The organism is Methylobacterium sp. J-048, assembly GCF_022829515.1.
In the GTDB taxonomy this organism is placed as follows: Bacteria; Pseudomonadota; Alphaproteobacteria; order Rhizobiales; family Beijerinckiaceae; genus Methylobacterium.
This window is the reverse complement of the sequence record NZ_JAKSYL010000270.1, coordinates 44872-64302: the sequence shown is the minus strand read 5'-3', so window position 1 is coordinate 64302 and position 19431 is coordinate 44872. Positions and strand designations below refer to the sequence as shown.

At 66.3% G+C, this 19431-nt stretch carries 15 protein-coding genes and 2 pseudogenes; 1 reads left to right on the top strand and 16 read right to left on the bottom strand.

Annotated elements, in window-relative coordinates; all coding sequences use genetic code 11:
• Positions 1-13: 13 nt before the first annotated feature.
• The 8 genes and pseudogenes from MKL09_RS27150 to MKL09_RS27115 all read right to left on the bottom strand — a co-directional run bounded on the left by MKL09_RS27150 (position 14) and on the right by MKL09_RS27115 (position 9655).
• A pseudogene (locus MKL09_RS27150) lies at positions 14-1193 on the bottom strand (IS3 family transposase).
• Positions 1194-1259: 66 nt separating this feature from the next.
• A pseudogene (locus tag MKL09_RS27145) lies at positions 1260-1943 on the bottom strand (transposase); the annotation flags it as partial.
• 757 nt (positions 1944-2700) lie between these two features.
• A complete protein-coding gene (locus tag MKL09_RS27140) occupies positions 2701-3591 on the bottom strand; it encodes a dihydrodipicolinate synthase family protein (RefSeq protein WP_244025103.1) in 891 nt (296 codons plus the stop codon).
• An 11-nt stretch (positions 3592-3602) separates the two neighbouring features.
• Positions 3603-4733, bottom strand: a complete 1131-nt coding sequence (locus MKL09_RS27135; RefSeq protein ID WP_244025102.1) for an iron-containing alcohol dehydrogenase — start codon at positions 4731-4733, stop codon at positions 3603-3605.
• 5 nt (positions 4734-4738) lie between these two features.
• Positions 4739-5767 (bottom strand): 4-hydroxythreonine-4-phosphate dehydrogenase PdxA, encoded by a 1029-nt coding sequence (gene pdxA, locus MKL09_RS27130; protein WP_244025101.1) that lies wholly within the window; start codon positions 5765-5767, stop codon positions 4739-4741.
• A complete protein-coding gene (locus MKL09_RS27125; RefSeq protein WP_244025100.1) occupies positions 5764-6864 on the bottom strand; it encodes a four-carbon acid sugar kinase family protein in 1101 nt (366 codons plus the stop codon). The genes pdxA and MKL09_RS27125 overlap by 4 nt, the downstream gene beginning before the upstream one ends.
• 11 nt (positions 6865-6875) lie before the next feature.
• Positions 6876-8201, bottom strand: coding sequence for an MFS transporter (locus MKL09_RS27120; protein ID WP_244025099.1), 1326 nt, complete (start codon positions 8199-8201; stop codon positions 6876-6878).
• 26 nt (positions 8202-8227) lie between these two features.
• Positions 8228-9655 carry an FAD-binding oxidoreductase gene (locus MKL09_RS27115; protein ID WP_244025098.1) on the bottom strand — a complete coding sequence of 476 codons (1428 nt, stop codon included), beginning with the start codon at positions 9653-9655 and terminating at the stop codon, positions 8228-8230.
• A gap of 316 nt (positions 9656-9971) precedes the next feature.
• Here MKL09_RS27115 and MKL09_RS27110 point away from each other — a divergent pair, with 316 nt between their 5' ends.
• Positions 9972-10697, top strand: coding sequence for a FadR/GntR family transcriptional regulator (locus MKL09_RS27110; RefSeq protein WP_244025097.1), 726 nt, complete (start codon positions 9972-9974; stop codon positions 10695-10697).
• Positions 10698-11048: 351 nt separating this feature from the next.
• Here the strand turns inward: MKL09_RS27110 and MKL09_RS27105 are convergent, their stop codons facing one another.
• The 8 genes from MKL09_RS27105 to MKL09_RS27070 form a co-directional block, all read right to left on the bottom strand.
• On the bottom strand, positions 11049-11327 hold the full coding sequence (locus MKL09_RS27105) for a hypothetical protein (protein ID WP_244025096.1): 279 nt from the start codon (positions 11325-11327) through the stop codon (positions 11049-11051).
• A 48-nt stretch (positions 11328-11375) separates the two neighbouring features.
• Positions 11376-13529 (bottom strand): M48 family metallopeptidase, encoded by a 2154-nt coding sequence (locus MKL09_RS27100; RefSeq protein WP_244025095.1) that lies wholly within the window; start codon positions 13527-13529, stop codon positions 11376-11378.
• 57 nt (positions 13530-13586) lie between these two features.
• On the bottom strand, positions 13587-14876 hold the full coding sequence (locus tag MKL09_RS27095; RefSeq protein WP_244025094.1) for a DUF3829 domain-containing protein: 1290 nt from the start codon (positions 14874-14876) through the stop codon (positions 13587-13589).
• 41 nt (positions 14877-14917) lie between these two features.
• Positions 14918-15259 (bottom strand): hypothetical protein, encoded by a 342-nt coding sequence (locus tag MKL09_RS27090; protein WP_244025093.1) that lies wholly within the window; start codon positions 15257-15259, stop codon positions 14918-14920.
• Positions 15260-15372: 113 nt separating this feature from the next.
• Positions 15373-15825 carry a hypothetical protein gene (locus MKL09_RS27085; RefSeq protein ID WP_244025092.1) on the bottom strand — a complete coding sequence of 151 codons (453 nt, stop codon included), beginning with the start codon at positions 15823-15825 and terminating at the stop codon, positions 15373-15375.
• A 20-nt stretch (positions 15826-15845) separates the two neighbouring features.
• Positions 15846-16910 carry a response regulator gene (locus MKL09_RS27080; RefSeq protein ID WP_244025091.1) on the bottom strand — a complete coding sequence of 355 codons (1065 nt, stop codon included), beginning with the start codon at positions 16908-16910 and terminating at the stop codon, positions 15846-15848.
• Complete coding sequence (locus tag MKL09_RS27075) at positions 16907-17359, bottom strand: response regulator (protein ID WP_244025090.1); 453 nt, start codon at positions 17357-17359, stop codon at positions 16907-16909. The genes MKL09_RS27080 and MKL09_RS27075 overlap by 4 nt, the downstream gene beginning before the upstream one ends.
• Entirely contained in the window at positions 17356-19239 is a 1884-nt protein-coding gene (locus MKL09_RS27070; RefSeq protein ID WP_244025089.1) for an MHYT domain-containing protein, read from the bottom strand. The genes MKL09_RS27075 and MKL09_RS27070 overlap by 4 nt, the downstream gene beginning before the upstream one ends.
• Between the last annotated feature and the right edge of the window lie 192 nt (positions 19240-19431).

The following is a 19431-nucleotide window of genomic DNA, read 5'->3' as shown; positions in this document are numbered from 1 at the left end:
TCCAAGGTTAAAGTTAGTGCGCGGTAGACCGCTCCACTACGGGTAGCTTGGCCGGCGGAGCTGGTCGGGCGAGCGCAGCCGGCCAAGCGGTGAAGGCTGGCATGAACACTTCTGGTGCCGGCGGCCGGTATCCTAGTGATGCGTGCGGGCGTACGGTGTTGTAGTGACGTCTCCAGCTTTCGATCACGATCTGCGCCTCCTTGAGTGTGTAGAAGATCTCACCGTTGAGCAGTTCGTCGCGAAGGCGCGCGTTGAAGTTTCGACGTAGCCATTCTCCCACGGTGAGCCCGGAGTGATGTAAGCCGTCTTGGCTCCGACGCCGGTGATCCAAGCTTGGACAGCCTTCGCGACGAACTCCGGCCCGTTATCCGAACGGATATGGCCCGGCACGCCACGCAGGATGAACAGATCCGAGAGCACGTCGATCACATCGACCGCTTTGAGCTTGCGGGCAACCCGGATCGCCAAGCATTCATGCGTGAACTCGTCGACGACGTTGAGCATCCGAATCTTGCGTCCATCATGTGTGCGCGCCTCGACGAAGTCATACGACCACACGTGATTGCGGTATTCCGGGCGAAGACGGATACAGGACCCGTCGTTGTCCCAGATCCGCCCCCGCTTGGGCTGCTTGGCCGGGACCTTCAGACCCTCACGCCGCCAGATCCGCTCGACGCGTTTGTCGTTGACGAACCACCCGGCCGCCTTCAGCAGCGCGCTGATCTTCCGGTAGCCGTAGCGACCGTACCGCTCCGCCAGCGCGATGAGGTCGGCCGTCAGCGCCTCTTCGTCGTCGCGCCCCCGCGGCACCTTGCGCTGTGTCGAGCGATGCTGACCGAGCGCCCGGCAGGCGCGACGCTCAGAGACGTTCATCGTCAGCATGATGTGCTCGACACAGGCGCGTCGGCGCGCGGGGCTCAGAAGTTTCCCCGGGACGCCTCCTGCAAGATCAGCTTGTCCAGCGTCAGATCTGCGATCGCCCGCCTGAGACGTTGGTTCTCCGTCTCAAGATCCTTCATCCGCTTCACTTGATCCGATTTCAGGCTGCCGTACTCCTTGCGCCGTCGATCGTACTTCACCTCGGTCACGCCGATCGCCCTGATCGAAGCGGCGACGCTCTGTCCTTGTGAGACCAGCACGTCGACCTGACGCAGCTTGCTCACGATCTCCTCAGGCTTGGGTCGTTGGGCCATCGATTCCGTCCTCTGTCGGCTCAAAAGCCATACTTCAGGGCGGACCACTTCAAAGGGGGACGATCAAGGGGCTAGACCGACCAACGCGGCGACTTGCTTTCGGCCAAGGCTCCCCAACTCGGGCAGCTCTGCGATCAAGGTCCACGCGATCGTCGGTCCAATACCAGGCACAGAGATCAGGAGCTCCTCCTTCCTGCGCCACGCAGAGGACCGCTCGACGGCGGCATCGATCGCGCGGTCGACCACACCCCGCTCCTGCTCAAGGGCCTCTAGGACACGCCGGACGCTGTCCGTGATGCAGGACGGAGCATGGCTTGCCCGCTGCCGCTCGGACGCGATCAGTCCTACGATCTGACGGCGTCGTGTGACCAGATCGGCCAAGGCCTGGGTGTCGGCATCAGGCCGCGAGCGAACGGGCGGGTTGGTGGCTGCTGCGAACCGGGCGATCACGGCTGCATCGATGCGGTCGGTTTTGGCGCGTTGGCCCAGCGCGTGAGCAAACGCGCGCACCTGTGTAGGGTTCACGATCACCGCCGGCAGTCCGGATGCGGTGAGGCCGCGTGCAACCACGGCTTCCAGGCCTCCGGTTGCTTCCAGAGCGACGAGCCTCGGCTTTAGGAGCAAGAGGCTTTCACGTAGCTGCGCCACACCTTCAGCCGTGCGATCGATGCTGAAGTTCGCACCAGACGGGTGAACGTGAACATCGAGGCGGTCTCGGGCTAGATCGATCCCGACAACAGGAGCGTCTATCTGATCCCATCCTTGCGCAAGCGAGCTTCGCGCTGAGCGGCCCAAGCGACTGTTCGGGTTCGATGGAACGGCAGGTGAGGACCCTGGCTCACTCGCGGGCTTGATGTCCCCAGTGGCTAACAGTCTCTCACCCGGCACCGCGCCGAGGAGCATACTCGATGCGGAGGAGATCAAGTTACAAGCGACTGTCCGCCTGTCCCAAAAGGGCCTCCCCCAGCGGAACGGTTGAAAGTTTGAAGTGCAACCGTTCCGCTATGTGATTTTCGAATTCTGGCACGTGCAGGTACGCATGTCTGAGACCTGTGTGAAACGTGGCAGTGAGGGCCAGCGGGTTCGGTTCCGTAAGCCCCCCTCCGGGCGGGACAGCCACCCTACACCCAGCCCACCGCCGCTCGGAATTCGCCAACAGGATCCGATCGTTTTCCCGACGCGTCGTCTTAACCGCCAGGAGTCCGACCGGACCAGCTCACATTTTGTCGGGAAATATGTCGGACTTTCAAGCGCCGGTAAAACGCTCGGTCAGGCGTGCATGTCTGCTCTGAGCCACCGTTAGCCAAAAACCGGATGGGCAGCTTTCGGCCAGTCTACGCAATGCCGATTAGCGAATGCGCACAAAAGCGGTCGTTCAGCTCAGCGCCCATCTCAGTCATTCACCAGAAACGGTCAGAACCTCTGAAGCGGACATCGATAATTGATAAGCCGAAGCGCCCGCTCGGGGCGCATCCGACATGCGATCTCGTGCGTTAGGGTGGTTCGATTAGCCACCGCCCAGCGCGCGTTGCTGGTCGGTGGTGAGGGCCATGAGAGGCGGGCACAAGCGCAGCCAGCCGTCTTCGCCCGTCGCCTGCGCAATTAGTGTCTTGATCGCGGCCATCTGGCGGGGTCCGACGGTGCGTTCGCGCTCGGTTACGACACGCGCCTGCGCCGCAGCGACCTCGTCGGCATGCGATGGGTCGGCATAGTGCCGGTAGACGAAGGCGAGGTCTGCCGCGCAGAGGTTCGACGTTGCGGTTATGCAGCCTGCGACGCCCTTCGGCAGCAGCGGCAACAATAGCGGGTCAGCGCCTGTCAACACGGCGAAGCCAGGGAACCGCTCAATCATCGCTACGTGGTTGGCGAGGTCGCCGGAGGAATCCTTGATGCCGGTAACAGTCTCTGGATAGCGCGTCCGCAGCCGCTCGATCAGGTTGTGGGAGATCGGCACGCCTGAGACTTGTGGGATGTGGTAGACCACGACGCGAAGCCGTGCATCGCCGATCCGCTCAATCACCTCCGAATAGGCGGCGAACAAGCCGTCATCGGTGACGCCCTTGTAGTAGAAAGGCGGGAGCATCACGACCGTGTTCACGCCGAGCGAGAGGGCGTGCTTCGTCAGGTCGATCGTCTCCGAGATCGCCGCGACACCCGTGCCAGGCATCAGCTTCTCGGGCGAAACGCCGCCCTCGACGGTGACTTCCAACAGAGACTTGCGCTGGGCCAGCGAGAACGAGTTCGCCTCGCCGGTCGTGCCGAGCAGGGCGACGCCATCGCAGCCCTGCGCGATGAGCCGTTTGGTATGAGCCACGAACAGCGTGTGATCGGGCGCGTAATCGGCGGTGAGGGGCGTGGCGGCGGCGCAGAATACACCGCGAGGGTGAAGGGAGGTCATCGTAAGAGCCTTCAATGGGCAGTGCGGTAGAGCGCGAGGATGTTGGCGCGGCTCATGTCGCGGGGGTTGTTGTCGAGCAGGCGGCGGATGGCGTGCGCCTCGCCCGCCATGGCGTCGAGGTCGTCCTCCGGCACGCCGATGCGCGATAGGCGCAGTTCCACGCCGAGATCGGCGCAGAAGCGGGTGGCGTGCTCGCGGACCGCGTCCTCGTCCGCGCTAGCCGGGGCGCCGAGCGCCTGGAGCACCAGTGCGGTCTTTTCCGGCACGGCGGGGGCGTTGAACGCCAGCGTGTGCGGGAAGATCGCCGCGCAGGCGAGCCCGTGGGCGACGTGGTGCCGGGTGCCGAGCGGATAAGCCACGGCATGGCCAGCAGTGGTGTTCACCGGCCCGAGGCAGAACCCGCCATAGAGCGAGGCCAGCGCCAGCCCGGCCCGCGCTTCCCGGTCGGAGCCGTCTGCCACTGCCCGCGGGAGGTAGCGGCCCACGAGGCGCGCGCCTTCGAGAGCATAGAGATCGATGGCGGGGTGCGCTTTTCGGCTGGTGAAGGCTTCGACACAATGGGCCATAGCATCGACGCCCGTCGCCGCGGTCACGGCGGCCGGCACGGTGATGGTCAGGTCGGGGTCGATCACCGCGAGATCAGCCAGCATGTGGCGGCTCTGCACCGCGAGCTTGGCTTGCGCTTCCGGGTCGGTGACGAGGGAGCGCGTGCCCGCCTCGCTGCCGGTGCCGGCGGTGGTCGGGACCTGGATGAGGCCGATCCGACGGCCGAGCACCTTCTCGGGGCCGACGACATCGCGCAGGGTCTGCCCGCTGCCCGGCAGAACCGCGACGAGTTTGGCGAGATCCATGGCGCTGCCGCCACCGAAGCCGATCACGCAGTCGGGTCGGATCTCGTCCGCGAGCGCCAGAACGGCATTGAGGTTCGGGAGGTCCGGCTCGGGCTTCACCGTGCCGAACATGGTGATCTCGCCGGAAAGGCCGAGCAGGTCCACTCGACCGGCGTTGAAGGCATCGGCGACCACGAGCGGGCGGCGGTAGCCGCGATCGGCGAGGAAGCGCGCGACACGGGCAAGGGTGCCCGCGCCGAATGCGATCTCCTGCGGCCGGACGAGATCTATCGGTAGAGCGATGTTCATCATGATCTTTACGCAGCGTGGCGGTTGGCGGCGAGCTTCTCGGCGAACTCGATGGCCTCGATCAGGCTGCGCTCGTTGGCGATACCCTTGCCGGCTATATCGAATGCTGTGCCGTGATCGACCGAGGTCCGGATGATCGGCAGGCCGAGGGTGACGTTCACGCCCGAGAGATCCATCCACTTGCCGGTGGTGGGATCGATCTCGAAGCCGAGCAGCTTTACGGGGATGTGCCCCTGGTCGTGGTACATCGCGACCACGGCGTCGTACTGGCCGGCGCGGAGCTTCACGAACACCGTATCGCCCGGCACCGGACCGTGGATGTTCAGACCCTCGGCATTGGCCTTGTCGATCACGGGCGTGCTGACGTCGATGTCCTCGCGCCCGAACAGCCCGCCCTCCCCAGCATGCGGGTTCAGTGCGGCGACGGCGATCTTCGGGTTGGCTATCCCGAGGCCTTTCAGGGCCTTGTCGGTAAGATCGATCACGAGGCGCAGGCGCTCCGGCGTCAGACGCTTCGGCACGTCCTGCAGCGCGACGTGGGTGGTGACGTGCGAGACGCGCATGTTGCCGTGGGCGAGCATCATCACCGAACCGCGCACTCCGGTGAGTTCAGCGAGCATCTCGGTATGACCGGCATAGTGATAGCCGGCCTTGTTCAGCGCTTCCTTGTTGAGCGGCGCCGTGACGATGCCACCGATCTTGTCCGCCATCGCCAGACGAACGCCGGCCTCGACTGCCTTGTAGGCGAAGCGGCCGCCATCGGCGGAGAGCTGACCCGGCTCGATAAAGCTGCCTTCCTCGTCTGCCTGAAGGCAGCAGAGGGCCGGCCATGAGCCACTCTCGGATACCTCGGCAATCCGCTCCGGCAGTAGGCTCAAGGCCTCTTCCGCGCGCCGCAGGGTCGGGACGCTGCCAATGATCATGAGCTTCAGGTCTCCGGAATCGATCCGGTCCTTCAGCCGCGCGGCGGCCTTGACGATGATCTCGGGGCCGATGCCGGCGGGATCGCCCATGGTGATGGCGAGATGATGGGTCACGTGCCGCTCCTGTCGTGCGGGAAGCCATTCTGGTGAAGGTGGTTGCGCCAGAGCCCGGGAGCACCGAAGGCCCCCGATTTCGACACGACCGGCAAGCCGTCCCATCGTCCGCCGCGAAGCGTCGAGCGTGGGAGACCGGGTGAGATCTGCCCCGTCACGTCGAGGCATTCGACGGATAGGGCGAGGCAGAGCGCCTTGAGCGTCTCGCCACCGGCGACGAGCAGGGTTCCCGGCCGGGGAAGATCGTCGGTCAATCTCGCGAAGGTCTCCGCGATCTGCCCTGCGGCGGTCTCACGGGCTGTGCCGAGGGGAAGGTCAAGACTCGCCATCACCGCTCCGTCGCGGGACAGACGGTCCATGATGAGGTCTCGATGGGGCGCGCCGTGAGTGAGCACTAACCGTAGGGGGCCGCAGGCCGCGAGTTGGGCCTCGGTCTCCTCGCGGTCGGACCCGAACAGCCCGAGGACCGGACCTTCCAGCCGTACATCGGACGGCGGCGTCACACCCCTGGCGAGGGCGGCGGCGAGGCCGCCGCTGCCACACCACAGGACGGGGCCATCCGCCGGCAGGGCAGCGATGGCGGCAAGGTCTTCATCGGTGCGCGCATCGTAGACGGCGACGCCCTCGACTAGCCCATCCGCGACTGAGGCCCGACGGGCGGGGAGATCAGCCTCGCGCAGCATCTGCGCGATGTCGGCCGAGACCGTGACCCAGTCCTCGCCGCGCCGCATCTGCTGTCGGCCCTCTACCGTCGCTCGGCCTTGGTATGGGAAGGCGGGCGCCACGATGCAGCGTCGCCAGCCGCCCGCTTTCACCGTAACCGCCAATTCCGTCGCCCAGGGACCACGCATCAGGCTGTCGAGTTTCTTGAAGGCGATATCCGCCCCGTCGAGGTGGGGTAGAACGCCGTGCGTGATCCGCACCGCTTCCTCCGCTCCGCGCTCGCGCGTCCCGGAATCGATGGCGAGCGAACCCGATGCCCGATCCGGCAGGATCTCCGGCCACGCGACCGGGATCGTGCCACAGAGACCCGTGAGACCGGCCGCCGTGTCGAGGGTCCCGGTCAGGTCGTCGGCGATCAGGCGCAGGGTAGGCATCGGAGCCTCCCTCATGCCTTGGAAGGGGTGGCACCGACCGCGAGGGCGTCGGTCTCGTCGTCCCGGCTCTTCAGCGGCGCGATCTCGCCGACGATGAACAGGTAGGAACAGGCACCGACGATGCTGAGCGTGCCGGCCACAGCGAGCGGCACTACAAACGAACCCTGCGTGATCGAGACCATCACGCCGGTGAAGGTGGTGATGGCGATGCCTGCCAGGTTCGAGGCGAAGTTCTGGATGCCTGAGATCGAGGCGACGTGGGCCGGGGTCGGGGCGACATCGCCCGGCAGCGTCCAGATGTTGGCGCCGGCGAAGGCGAGGCCGGAATATGAGATCGCCAGCAGGGTCAGCGCCGCCGCGTCACCCGGAACCAGTGGCGCGAGGGCCACCACGGAGGAAGCAAGCAGGCCGCCAACGAGACAGGTCTTCCGGGCGGCGGTGAGGCTCCAGCCACCCTTGAACAGGCGGTCGGAGAGATAGCCGCCGAGCCAGCCGGCCGGGATCGCCACGAGGCCGGGCACTAGCCCTAGCGTGCCGAGCTTTGCCAGGGAGAAGCCGCGGGACTGCGTGAGGTAGGAGGGGAACCACGTGGTGTAGAAGTAGATGACGAAGTTCAGGCAGAAGAACCCGATCATCATCCCCCAGATCGTCCGGTAGCGGAACAGTTCGGCGTAGCCAATTTTCTTGGCGCCGGCCTTCACCGCATAATCGGCTTCTAGTACGGCGAGCTGCTCTGCCGAGACGGCGGAATGGTTCTTCGGGTCGCGGTAGAGGACGTACCACAGCACCATCCACACGAGGCCGATGGCGCCGGTGACGAGGAAGGCTTCGCGCCAGCCGAAATTGGCGATGATGAAGGCTACAAGCGGCAGGGTCATCGCTGAGCCGACGCGCGAACCCGAGGCCCAGATGCCTGTGGCGAGCCCGCGCTCGGAGCGGCGGAACCACAGGGAGGTCACTTTGGCGTTCACCGGGTAGCAGAACGCCTCGCCGATCCCGAGCACCAGACGGCAGGCGATGAGCGAGGCCACACCGCCCGCGAACGCCGTCGCCAGGGTCGCCACCGACATGATCAGCGTGGCGACGGTGTAGGTCAGGCGCGAGCCGAATTTGTCGATCAGCCAGCCACCCGGAAGCTGCATCAGCACGTAGGACCAGAAGAACGCGGATAGGATCAGGCCCATCAGGGCCGGATCGAGGCCGTACTCTTTCTGGATCATCGGCACGGCGACGCCGAGGTTGGCGCGGTCGACGTAGTTGATCGCCACCGCCAGGAAGCACATCAAAACGATGGTCCAGCGTTGTTTGGGCAGCTTTGAGGTAGTTTGTCCCGTCACGGCTTATTCCTCCCTCTTATCGTTGTTCAGTCCATCAAAACCTTGCCCGGGTTCATCAAGCCGGCAGGATCGAGCACGCCCTTGATCGCCCGCATCAGGTCGAGTTCTAGGGGGGCGGTCACGCGAGCGAGCCGGCCACGGTTGGACAGGCCGATCCCGTGTTCGGCACTGATGGCGCCGCGCTGCAGACGGGTTTCGTCATCGACGATGCCGTTGATGAGGGCGACGACCCGCTCAGCCTCGCCGCTCTCCGTGAGCCGCGCCCGGTCGATCAGGGCGCAGACATGGATGTTGCCGTCCCCGATATGGCCGTGCATCGCCACGAGGGCGTGCGGCACCGCTTCCTGGATTCGGTTCTCGACATTCACGGCGAATGCGGCTTGACGGTCGAGCGGGACGGCACTGTCATGGGAGACCACCAGCCCGGAGCGCTTGTTGCCCTCCGAGACGCTGTGGCGGACCTTCCAGATGCCCTTGGCCTGAGCCTCGCTCGACGCGATCAGCGCGTCCGAGATCAGTTCGCGCTCCAAGGCTTCGCCCAGGGCGGCTTCGAGGGGCGTCGCGAGGTCCGTGCCGGCCAGCGTGTCGGTCAGTTCGATGATGAGATACCAGGGCGTATCGAGGCTGAACGGGATCGCCGTGTCCGGCACGTGATCGCGGATCGCTTCGATCTGACTTCGGTTCATGATCTCCAGCGAACCCAGCCGGTCGCCGACATGGGAGCGGAGCAGGCCCATCACCTCCAGCGCCTGCTCGACGCCAGGCAGCATCGCGAGCGCCGTGAGCGACACCCGTGGCCGGGCGAAAAGCTTCAGCACCGCACCCGTGATGATGCCGAGGGTGCCTTCGGCGCCGATGAAAAGCTGCTTCAGGTCGTAGCCGGTGTTGTCCTTCCGCAGGGCGCGCAGACCATCGAAGATCCGGCCATCGGGCAGCACCGCCTCAATACCGAGGACGAGTTCGCGTGTCGGGCCATAGCGCAACACGGCGGTTCCACCCGCGTTGGTGCCGATGTTGCCGCCGATCTGGCAGGACCCCTCGGCCCCGAGGCTCAGGGGGAAGAACCGGTCCGCCGCCTCGGCCGCGGCTTGGATATCGGCCAGAACGCAACCAGCCTCGACAGTGATGGTGTTGGCCAGCGGGCTGACGGCGCGGATCGCCCGCATTCGGTCCAGCCTGATCACGAGGTTGCGGCCGGGCGCCGCTGGGGTGGCGCCGCCACACAGGCCGGTATTGCCGCCCTGCGGGACAATGGAGACGCCCTCGCGACGCGCCAGGGCGACGACCTGCGACACCTCGGAAACGTTGGCGGGCTTCACCACCGCGTCGGCGTGGCCGTGATAACGTTCGCGCCAATCGGTGACGTAGGGGGCAAGATCGTCTTTCGGCCCCATCACGTTGCGGGGGCCGACGATGGCGGCCAAGCGATCGACGAAGCCTTGAGCATCACTCATGGCGATCTCCCTAGAAGCAGGGTCCAGCCCAGCAGCAACTTGTTATAAAGTTGTAATGCAACTACCTGCCTCCTCACGACAGGTCAAGGGGTCTTGGCCGCCCAATTCAAGACAGGTTTCCAGCGGTATCTTCCGATTTACGATCGGCTCGCGCGGAGAGGGCTATCGTTGGTCGTCCGGGATGAAGAGCAAGGCATCTGACATCTTTTTAACAAGTCGGGTGACGAGAGCAGCAAGATGTGTCAGGTTGGTGCTCTCTCGAACCGATACCCTGCCCAAGCAGCAGTGCGGGAACGGAACGCCAGTGACAGCATCCTTGGCCCTATCACCGGAGGCGCCGACGCCTCGCCCGACTAGCCTAGTTGATACCGTCTACCGGGCGATCCTTACCAGGGTAGCGGACGGCACCTACGCGCCGAACGACCGCCTGCCGAGCGAGCACGATCTCGCAGGCCAGTTCGGGGTCTCTCGCCCCGTGGTGCGTTCTGCACTCGACCGGCTGCGGCGTGAGGGAACGATTGTGTCCCGGCGCGGGGCGGGCAGCTTCGTCAAGGCGAGCGAAGCAAAGCAGACACTGGGGTTCGCGCCGGTGGAAAGCATCGCCGATATCCAGCGGTGCTACGAGTTCCGGCTCACCATCGAGCCGGACGCCGCGTTCCATGCCGCCCTACGGCGTGACGAGTCGGCGCTTCTCAGCATTGCGGCGGCCCTGGACCTTCTCGCGACGGCTACGCGCCAGGAGCAGCACCGCGAGGATGCCGACTTTGCCTTCCACCACGCGATCGCGGAAGCCTCGAACAATCATTATTATGCGGCCTCGCTTCAGGCGCTGCGCTCCCACGTCGCGGTCGGCATGAAGATTCACGGATTGTCCTTGCTCGGACCGAATTCCGGCCTGAAGAGCGTGTTCGAAGAGCATGAAGCCATTTTCCATGCGATCCAGAATGGTGAGGCTGAGGCGGCGCGCAATTCTATGGCCGCACATATCCGCACATCACGGGACCGCCTATTCGAAGGGCGCTTGCTTGATCTTTCGCTGTGAGATCAGTGTGTCTGTGCGGCGGGTCTGCAATTTGAAGTGAGATGCCCGAGCAAGGTTTATGAAAGCTCGTCCGCTTTGCTCGCGAACCCCCACCGAAGCGGTCGGGCCGCTTTCGGCCAGACTTCGCCCTGCCGGATCACCGATGCGTGCAAAACCGGTCGTTCGGCTTGGCGCCCATATCAGCCATCGGGCACGTCATTGGTTGAACCCAGAAGCGGACGTAGCAGCGGAGGACAACCGAGGCCGCGAGGATCTGCTCCGGATGATCGAGACCGCCTACCGGGTGCCGAGCAGCGGCAGCTAGCCGAACACGCGCAACTCCTGTCCACGCTCTGCTGCTTCGAGTTGGCTCTACGCCACCGCACGAAGCTCGGCGTCGACGATCGCCAAGGCGGCCTCTCGCAGGTTGAGCTCGAAAGCAGTGCGGTTGAGCGCCTCGATCCGCTCCTCGACCGCCTTCAACGCATCAAGGCGCTCGGTGCGGGCGACGAGGAGCGGATCCTCTCGGGCCGGCTCGCAGTCGAGGATCTGCTCCAAGACGTAGTGGTGTTCGACCTTGGGCAGGTCGCCGACGACGAGCCAGCTTAGCCCGATCAGGAATGCCGCGAAGAATAGGGCGACGAGCCACAAGCGGCGTTGAACCAGCGTTTGGAAAGACGTTTGCCGGTGGCCGAGCGTTCAGATCCCTGTATGCGCCGCTGACAGGTGCACGCGAGCACGAGAGGCCGCGAGGTAGCGTCCGATCAGCGCAGCGAAGGCGTCGGGCTTGAGGCCGCGCGCGCCCAGAGACTGCACGCTGATGTGACGTCGCCGTCGGCTCACTCCGGCCTGCGAGAACAGGCGCTTGGTCCTCGGCAATGTGGCGTCCGGCGTGAGCGCAAGCGTCAGGGTGAGCCGCTTGCCGTGCGTGACCTGGAAGTCCGCCACATCCTGCCACGCGACCGCACCGTCGAGTAGCGGCGAGCGCAGCACGTCCGGCGTCAGCACCAACAGCGGCGTCCGGCCGCGTCGATGCACGAGACCGGCGTAGATCCCTGCCCAGGCGACACCCGCCGCGGCAGCGGCGGCGAGGATCTGCTGCGCCAGCGCATCGTGCGCGACGCCAAGGGCGCGGGGGTACATAAGCAAGGCAGCGCCGGCGCCGGCGAAGAGGAGCGCTAGGACGCCCATCGTCCAGACCATCGGCGCGCCGTTCTCATGCACCACCGTCTCCTCGACGGGCACAGCCGCCGCGACCGCATCCAAGTAGGCTCGCTCGGCGACCTGGTGCTCCCGTGCTCCGGTGAGGAAGTCGTTGCTGAGTTCGCGGCACAGGCCGGACCAGTCCGCGATCAGGGCGGCCGGCCAGGCACGGTCGCCCATGGTGAGCGGCCGAGCGGCACGGGCGAACAGCGCGGCGTCGAGCGGCACGCGGAGCGCCGCGATACGCTGCCGGTCTGGCGGATGAGTGTCGGTGGGATGCGCCTGCCGCTCGTCGAGGTGCGCCCCCGGGTCGGGGAAGCCGACGGCGGGGATCGCGTCGAGGACGCCCGCGACGAGGTCGTCGGGGGCCACGTTGGGCGCGTCGAAGGCGGATCGGAGCGTCTCGCTCACCACCTGCCCGAGAACACCGACGCGCAGCAGGGCGGAGGCTGCGGGCGGTGCGCCGGAGACGAGGGCGCCGCGCCGGTCGGCCTCGAACTCGCGCGCCCGGCTCCAACGCGCCACCGCCGCGTCGAAGGTGCCGAGGCTGCGATGGCCGACATAGGCGGCGGGGCGGGTGAGCAGATCCCCGGGGCCGGTATTGCCCAGCGCGGTCAGCGCGCGATGCAGACCGGCGTAGATCGGGGTGAAGCGCCGACTGTAGGCCGTGTCTTCGCCGGCGAAGTGCGCGTGCTCGTGCCCGATCACCGCGGAGAGCTCGCGCCCGTCGAGAACGCCGAGATAGGGAGCGGGCAGGTACAGCGTGCGCCCCGTCAGCGTCCGCCCGTCCGGGCTCAGGCGCACGGCGCCCTCTGTGACGAAGAAGCCCCCGGTCAAGCCGATGACCACCGCGTCGGGGGCGAGCGCGTCCCCGCGACCGGCGAGCTCGCGTACGAGCCGCCACAGACCTGGTGCCTCAGCCTCATCGAGGGCGCGACCGCGCACGTCGATGGGCTCGGGGGTGAACAGCGCGAACACCCCGCGCAGGCCGCGCACTGCCGCGACCGCGGCCCAGGCCGCCAGGGCCGCGATGACGAGGGCGCCGAGCAGCAGCTTGGCCTCACCAGCCGAGAACCGCTGGGTGAACCACAGCCCGGTGGCCTCGAACAGCGCGGCCGCGAGCACCGCAAGGCTCAGGCCCACAATCTGCAGGCCAAGCAGCACCGGCAGCACAAGGCGCACGAGACCGAAACTCGTCAGCAGTGCGTCGCGCGAGCGCCGCGCCCACAAGCCCGCGGCGCCGCCTCCGGCCAGCGCGACGAGACCGGCCAGCAGCGCGAGTATCGCGCCGGCGGGCGTCGCGTACGGCACCCACGCGCGGGCCCGAGCGAGCGGCAGATCGCGTGTGACCGCGGCCAGCGCCTCCTCGGCCTTTTCGGCCGCGAGCGCCGCGCCGTAGGCGGTTCGTGCACCCTCGAACCGGACCGAGGCGTAGGGATCTGTCGCCGCCAGCAGCCGCAGCTGGATGACGGAGACCGGCAGCTCAACTCGGCGGCGCGTATAGCTCTCGGCGCTCGCTAGCCCGCGCTCGACCTCCCAAACCCCGAGCCCGCCGAGCAATGCCGGAACGCCGACGACCCAGGCGACGAGCCAGACGGCGGGAGGAAGCCGGCGACTGCCGCGGCGGTCCTGATGAAGCGGCACGATCATCTGCCCCTCGGCATTCGACTGTCTATGGAAGCCGGCCTTCGCAGTCCTGGCGGTCCGTCAGCTGGGCCGCGCCCGACTCTCGTACCGCTGGCAGGATTCGAGATCGCGCACCGAGCGGTTGTAGGCGTCGTTGAACAGCCGCGCCGGCTGGCTCGGGTCAGCCTTCGCCTTGATGTCCCGCACGACGTCGCGGCCGTGGCCGATCACGCTCGCCACCGTGTCCGCGTAGCCGGTGCACGACGAATTCGCTTTGGGGTTCATGCCGTCGAAGGTCGCCCCGAGCTGTCTGTTGGCGCTCGACACGTCGCCCAGGGCGGTGAGGAACGGGGCGGTATCGGCCTTCGGCCCGAGCGCCTCGAAGCGCTGCACCGCCCGACGTAGCGCCAAACTGGTCGCGAGCAGCCGGCGTGCTGGGGTGTCCTCCGGCAGCGTCGCCATCCGGCGCTCGTCCCGGGCGAGTTCGCGCTCGAACAGGCTGGTGCCGTAGGCGTCCATCGCCTTCGCGGCTGCTTCGACCTTGGACACGAGGATCGGATGCTGCTCGCGGGCAAACTTGTACCCGTCCTCTTTGAATTCCCGCGTGGTCTGGTAGCGGGTCAGCGCCTTGAGCGTCGGGTTAAGCTCGCGCAAGGCTGTGAGCAGCCGCGTGGCTTGCGGGTTGATCTCGGGAATGGTCCCGGGCAGAGCTGCCGCCTTCTCCAACTCGTCGATCACCCCGTCGAAGTCGACGATGCCGAAATGGTACCACGCGTTGGCGCCCAGCTTCGTGCCGAGCTTGAGCACGCGTTCGTTGTCGCGTCGGTACTCGGCGAGTTGCCGTTCCAGCGGGTGGGAACGCACGAGGTGGTTCTGCACCTCGGTGTAGGCGTTCGCCTTCGCGACCTCCTGCGCTTCGCGGCTCGGCGGGGGTGGCGCGACCCGGGCCTCCGCGCGGGCATTGGCCTGCGTGGCAGTGGCCGGAGGCGCGGCCTGCAGCAGCGCCTGTGAGGCTGGCGGCGGGGCGGGGAAGTCGCACCTGAAGGCGTCGACCATGCTCTTGCGCACGGCCTCGTGGGCCTGGGCGCACTGCTGGGCGACGGTCGGTTGGGCGGACGCATTGCGGCTGATGGCATCGCGGAAGCTCTCCCGCAGCGTGCCGATACCCTGACGGATGTTGGGGCGCACGGCCTCCGGCACGCCTGGGCTTGCTGCACACTGCGCGTATGCGTCTAGGAAGGCGTCACAGCTCTCGACACCTACAGGCGTCACCGGTGTCACGGCCCCGGCGGGCGCAACCAGCACAGTGGCGAGACAGGCTACGAAGAGCCGGCGACGTTTTCCCGAACGCTGACAGCTGCCACGCGGCATGCTCATCTCCTCGACTATTGGGCTTGTTGGGGTCGTGAAAGTCAGAGATTGCGCAGGGCGAGCAGCGGGACGAGCGCGGCGAGCGCAACTGGCACCGACCAGTACTGTACCGGCACCCAGAACAGCGCGTGACGACGGCGGAGAAGAACGCGCCGGTTCGTGGCCGGGTCGATGAGTTCGCGCGGCGGACGACCGTTCAGGCGTCGGCCGACGATCCAATTGGCGGCTGCGGCCGCGAACAAACCGAGGCTGATGGCGAGAAAAATGAGTTCGGGGTGACCGAGGGCCCGAAGCGCCAAGCCGCCCAGCGCCCCGACCGCAACCGCCGTGCCGATCACGACAGGGATGACCACGATCCCCCAGCCCGACCAGATGAACAGCATCACCACCGCCTCAGTTTAATCCGTAGCCCGCAGTCGAGGTGATGACCGAACCTGCATCGGCTGGACGCGCTCCGATCGCGCGTCACGCGGGAGCGCCCGGGTTCTCTTGGGCGTCAGAATGAGGCGCCGCTGTGTTCACGGTGGCGTGAACCGATCAAAATGATCGATGAGCGTGGTTGCTGGTCTGCGGGATTAAGCTGTGCTGTCCTTGCATTATTAAGTACGGGCACGATGGCCATGGCGGCGTGGCTCCTCTGCGTCAGCCTGGCGCCGGCATCGTGCCGCTTGCTGCCCTGCTGGAGGCCCTTTTGGCTCATCTCAGTGGGGCTTGTCCTCTTTGTCGGGCGGTCGGCACGCTTGTAGCGCTGGCGCTTAAGCGGATGGAGCACGTGCTTCGTAGCGTTTCCAAGCTCCTGCTGCGTGACACCACCATTTTGAAGCCGCAGCGCTGAGAGCAAGAGCAATCCACCGTTTCTGCTTCGCGCCGCTGATTGCCAGAAACCAAACAGACAGCCTTCGGCCAGATCCGGCCGGGGGGCATCGACCCTGGCCGACTTGTCGCCCATTCGTTCCGATGAGGCCAACCTTAAACCTGGAAAGAAAGTATGGCCCGCGTCCCACCCGTGCCCGTTCCGTAGATCAGGGCAGAGTGCAGGTTGGTCGCCATCGCGCGGACGATGCGCGAACCGAGGCCCGTCCCGCGAGGTTTGCCCTCGCCGCTCCAGCCCACCCCGTCGTCCTCGACAATTAGCATCAAGCCACCCGCGTCCGCCCGCCCGATAGCTACGCGGATCTCTCCGCGGATCTCCGGCGGGTAAGCGTACTTGTATGCGTTCGTCACCAACTCCGTGACTACCACCCCCAGGGAAACGGCCTTGTCGGTGGCAAGCCGCACCGGCTCAGCGCTGAGCCGAATCGCGTGATCGCGGCCGCTCGCTCGCATCGAGACTTGTAATTCTTCGACCAAGCTCGCGAGGTAGGCGTCGAGTTCAACCGCCTCGACGTCGTCCGAGGTGTAGAGCCGCCGATGAATCCCGGCGATGGCCGAGATGCGTGCCTGCATCTCCAGCAGTGCAGCCTTGGCCGCCGGGTCCGACACGGCGGCGGTCTGCATATGCGTGAGCGCCGCAACAAGCGCGAGCGAGTTCGCAACGCGATGATTGACCTCCCGCAGGAGCATCTCCGCTCGATCGCGCGCCTCGCGCACGGCGGCTTCTGCCCGCTCCTTGGCGCGCCGGAGTTCTTCCTGCCGTAGCGCCGTGTCGACAGCCTCCCCCAGCAGTTCGCGGAACTGGCCCTGAACGTCCTTCCACACGTAGTCGACGGCCCCGGCTTTCAGCGCCGCCACGGCAACTCGACTGTCCTCCGAGCCGGTGACGTAGATGACGGGCGGCGGGTTCGGCAACGCGCGGATCTTGGGCAAAAGGTCGAGACCACTTTGCCCCGGCATGTGATGGTCGAGGGCCACCAAGTCGATGCCGCCCTGGGTCAGCCGCATCAAGCCCGACTCGCCGTCGGCTAGGAGCTCGACGGTATGGCCGCGTGCGGTGAGCGAGCGCTGCACCAGCCGCCCGAGGCCGGGATCGTCGTCGATGTACAGGATGCGTGCGGACACCGCGTCCACGGTCGGGCCGTCGGTCAGGGGCTTCATGGGTTCTCGGGCACCTGCATCACCGAGAAGAACAGGCCGAGCTGCCGGATTGCGTTGGCGAAGCCTTCGTAATTGACTGGCTTAGTGATGTAGACGTTGGCGCCGAGGTCGTAGCAGCGCTGGACCTCGCGACTGTCGTCTGTGGTCGTGAGTATCACGACGGGCGAGCGCTTGGTGTGCGGGTTGGCCTTCACCTTTTCCAGAATGTCGATGCCGGTCATGTCTGGCAGATTGAGGTCGAGGAGGATCAGCAGATGGCGCCGCGCGCTCGCCTCGCCCGAGCCGTCCGGTCCGAACAGGTATGCCAGTGCCGACGTTCCGTCACGGAATGGCACGATCTCGTTGTTGACACCGGCACGGCGGATATTGCGCTCGATCAGCCGGGCGTGGCCTTCGTCGTCCTCAATCATCACGATGCTGACAGAGTGCACGGCGGGCTCCCAGGTCATTCCGCGGCCAGCCGCATTGCTTCGCCGTCGATGGGCTTTGCTGTAGCCGCCGTCCGAGGCAGCGTCACGCTGAAGGTAGTGCCGCGGCCGAGTTCGGAGGCGACGTCGATGCGGCCGCCGAGCGAGCGCACCAGGGCCTTGACGTGGGCGAGCCCGATCCCCTCGCCCGGACGGTCCTGCACGCCCGAGCGCCGGAACAGTTCGAACACGCGGGCGTGGTCGCGCTCGGCGATGCCACGCCCGTTGTCAGTGACGGCGAAGCGGACTCGGCGTTCGCCCAGCGACCGGGCCGTCACCTCGATCAATCCGGGCCGCGCAGGGTCGAGGTACTTTACCGCGTTATCGATGAGGTTGCCGAACACCTGCTCGACCGCCAGTCGATCAGCCATGATCCGTGGCAGATCCGGCGCGACGGTCACCATCGCGCCGGCCGCCTCAGTCTGGTGTCGCTGCGCGTCGGCGATGCTCTGGATCAGGGCGGTCGTGTCGAGGGGTTCCACGCTGAAAGTGCGCCGGCCCTCGCGCGAGAGTTTTAGGATGGCGGCGATCAGGCCCTCCATCCGATTGACGGCAGCCTTGATGAAACCGAGTGCCTCGCCGAGATCTGCGTCGATTCGGGATGCATGCGGATGAGAATCGAGCGCGGCGCGCACGTCCTCGCGCGTCGCCTCTAACTCGCTGGTGAAGCCCATGACGTTGACCAGCGGGGACCGCAGGTCGTGGCTGACGATATACGCATACCGCTGGAGTTCTTCGTTTGACTCCCGCAGCTCGGCCTCCGCCTCGCGCTGCTCCGTGATGTCGGTGTGAACGCCGACCCATTCGCGGATGACTCCGCGCGCATCCCGCACCGGCACTGCCCTGATCGCGCAGTGGCGCCAGCTCCCGTCCACGTCCCGCACACGGTGCTCATGGACAAAGGTGCCTTGTCGGGCGAGATTCGCCTGCCATGCAGCGATCGTGGCAGGCGCGTCATCTGGATGGACGGCCTCGGCCCAGCCAAACCCTTCATACTCTGCGCGGGCCTGCCCGGTCAGCGCCGACCAGCCGGGCTGCTCGCCGACCATCCGGCCCTCGGCGTTGTTGGTCCAAAGCACGCCACGCACGGCTTGGACCGCGGCGCGGAAGCGCGCCTCGCTCGCCCGTAGGTCGCGCTGAACCCGCTGCTGATCGACGGACGAGGCCAGCATGGCGAGGAACAGGATCAGGAAGGTCGCGCCGGCGACGTACAAGGCGAGGGATTGCTGACTGGGATCTAGGATTGCGGCATGTGCGTGATGGGCACCTGCTTCTTCGGCGGTAAAGGTGGCTGCGGCCATGCCGGTGTAGTGCATGCCGGCCACGGCCAGACCCATGAAGCAAGCGGCCGCTAGTTTCTGCCCGAGGCCGTGCTGCCGGAACGTCAGCCATAAAGCGGTCGTCGCCGCCGTCACCGCAATCACGACGGACAGAACGACGATGGTCGGGCTATAGGCGAGGTTGCCTGGCACCCGCATCGCCGCCATGCCGGTGTAGTGCATCCCAGCGACGCCAAGGCCCATCAGCGGCCCGCTGATCAGGATGTCCCGCCGGAGCCCTCCGGTCCGGTTGACCCAAGCGAAAGCGGCGCCGGTGGCGCCGACGGCAACCAAGAGTGAGAGTAGAGTGAGGCCGAGGTCGTAGGCGGCTGGCAGACCCATCTCGAAGGCAAGCATGCCAACGAAGTGCATCGACCAGATGCCGCCCCCCATGGTCAACGCCGCCCCGGCGATCCACGCTAACCGCAAGCCGGTTGGGGCCCCCCTGACGCGAGCTCCGAGATCGAGCGCGGTGTAGGCGGCGAAGACCGCGATGGCGATCGAGAGGGCGACGAGGGCAGGATTGTAGCCAGTGTGGACCATCGATGCGGCCGCAAGCACAAAAAAGGGATTGGGAGATCTCGCACTGTTCGAGACGGAAAGGAACCGCTTCGCCGTGAACGTGTGCTATATCCATATCCCGCCTTCCGCGTGACTCCGGTTGGTCGACAGCCCAGGCGCACGGCTCGGCGTGAGTGAATTTAGCCCTGAAAGCGTAGCATACCGTTAGGCGGA

Bases quoted from the DNA above. Each gene is read 5' to 3' on its own strand.
- MKL09_RS27140 (WP_244025103.1), bottom strand. From the start codon at position 3,591: ATGACCTCCCTTCACCCTCGCGGTGTATTCTGCGCCGCCGCCACGCCC.
- MKL09_RS27135 (WP_244025102.1), bottom strand. From the start codon at position 4,733: ATGATGAACATCGCTCTACCGATAGATCTCGTCCGGCCGCAGGAGATC.
- MKL09_RS27125 (WP_244025100.1), bottom strand. From the start codon at position 6,864: ATGCCTACCCTGCGCCTGATCGCCGACGACCTGACCGGGACCCTCGAC.
- MKL09_RS27115 (WP_244025098.1), bottom strand. From the start codon at position 9,655: ATGAGTGATGCTCAAGGCTTCGTCGATCGCTTGGCCGCCATCGTCGGC.
- MKL09_RS27100 (WP_244025095.1), bottom strand. From the start codon at position 13,529: ATGATCGTGCCGCTTCATCAGGACCGCCGCGGCAGTCGCCGGCTTCCT.
- MKL09_RS27095 (WP_244025094.1), bottom strand. From the start codon at position 14,876: ATGCCGCGTGGCAGCTGTCAGCGTTCGGGAAAACGTCGCCGGCTCTTC.
- MKL09_RS27090 (WP_244025093.1), bottom strand. From the start codon at position 15,259: ATGCTGTTCATCTGGTCGGGCTGGGGGATCGTGGTCATCCCTGTCGTG.
- MKL09_RS27085 (WP_244025092.1), bottom strand. From the start codon at position 15,825: ATGGGCGACAAGTCGGCCAGGGTCGATGCCCCCCGGCCGGATCTGGCC.
- MKL09_RS27080 (WP_244025091.1), bottom strand. From the start codon at position 16,910: ATGAAGCCCCTGACCGACGGCCCGACCGTGGACGCGGTGTCCGCACGC.
- MKL09_RS27075 (WP_244025090.1), bottom strand. From the start codon at position 17,359: ATGACCTGGGAGCCCGCCGTGCACTCTGTCAGCATCGTGATGATTGAG.
- MKL09_RS27070 (WP_244025089.1), bottom strand. From the start codon at position 19,239: ATGGTCCACACTGGCTACAATCCTGCCCTCGTCGCCCTCTCGATCGCC.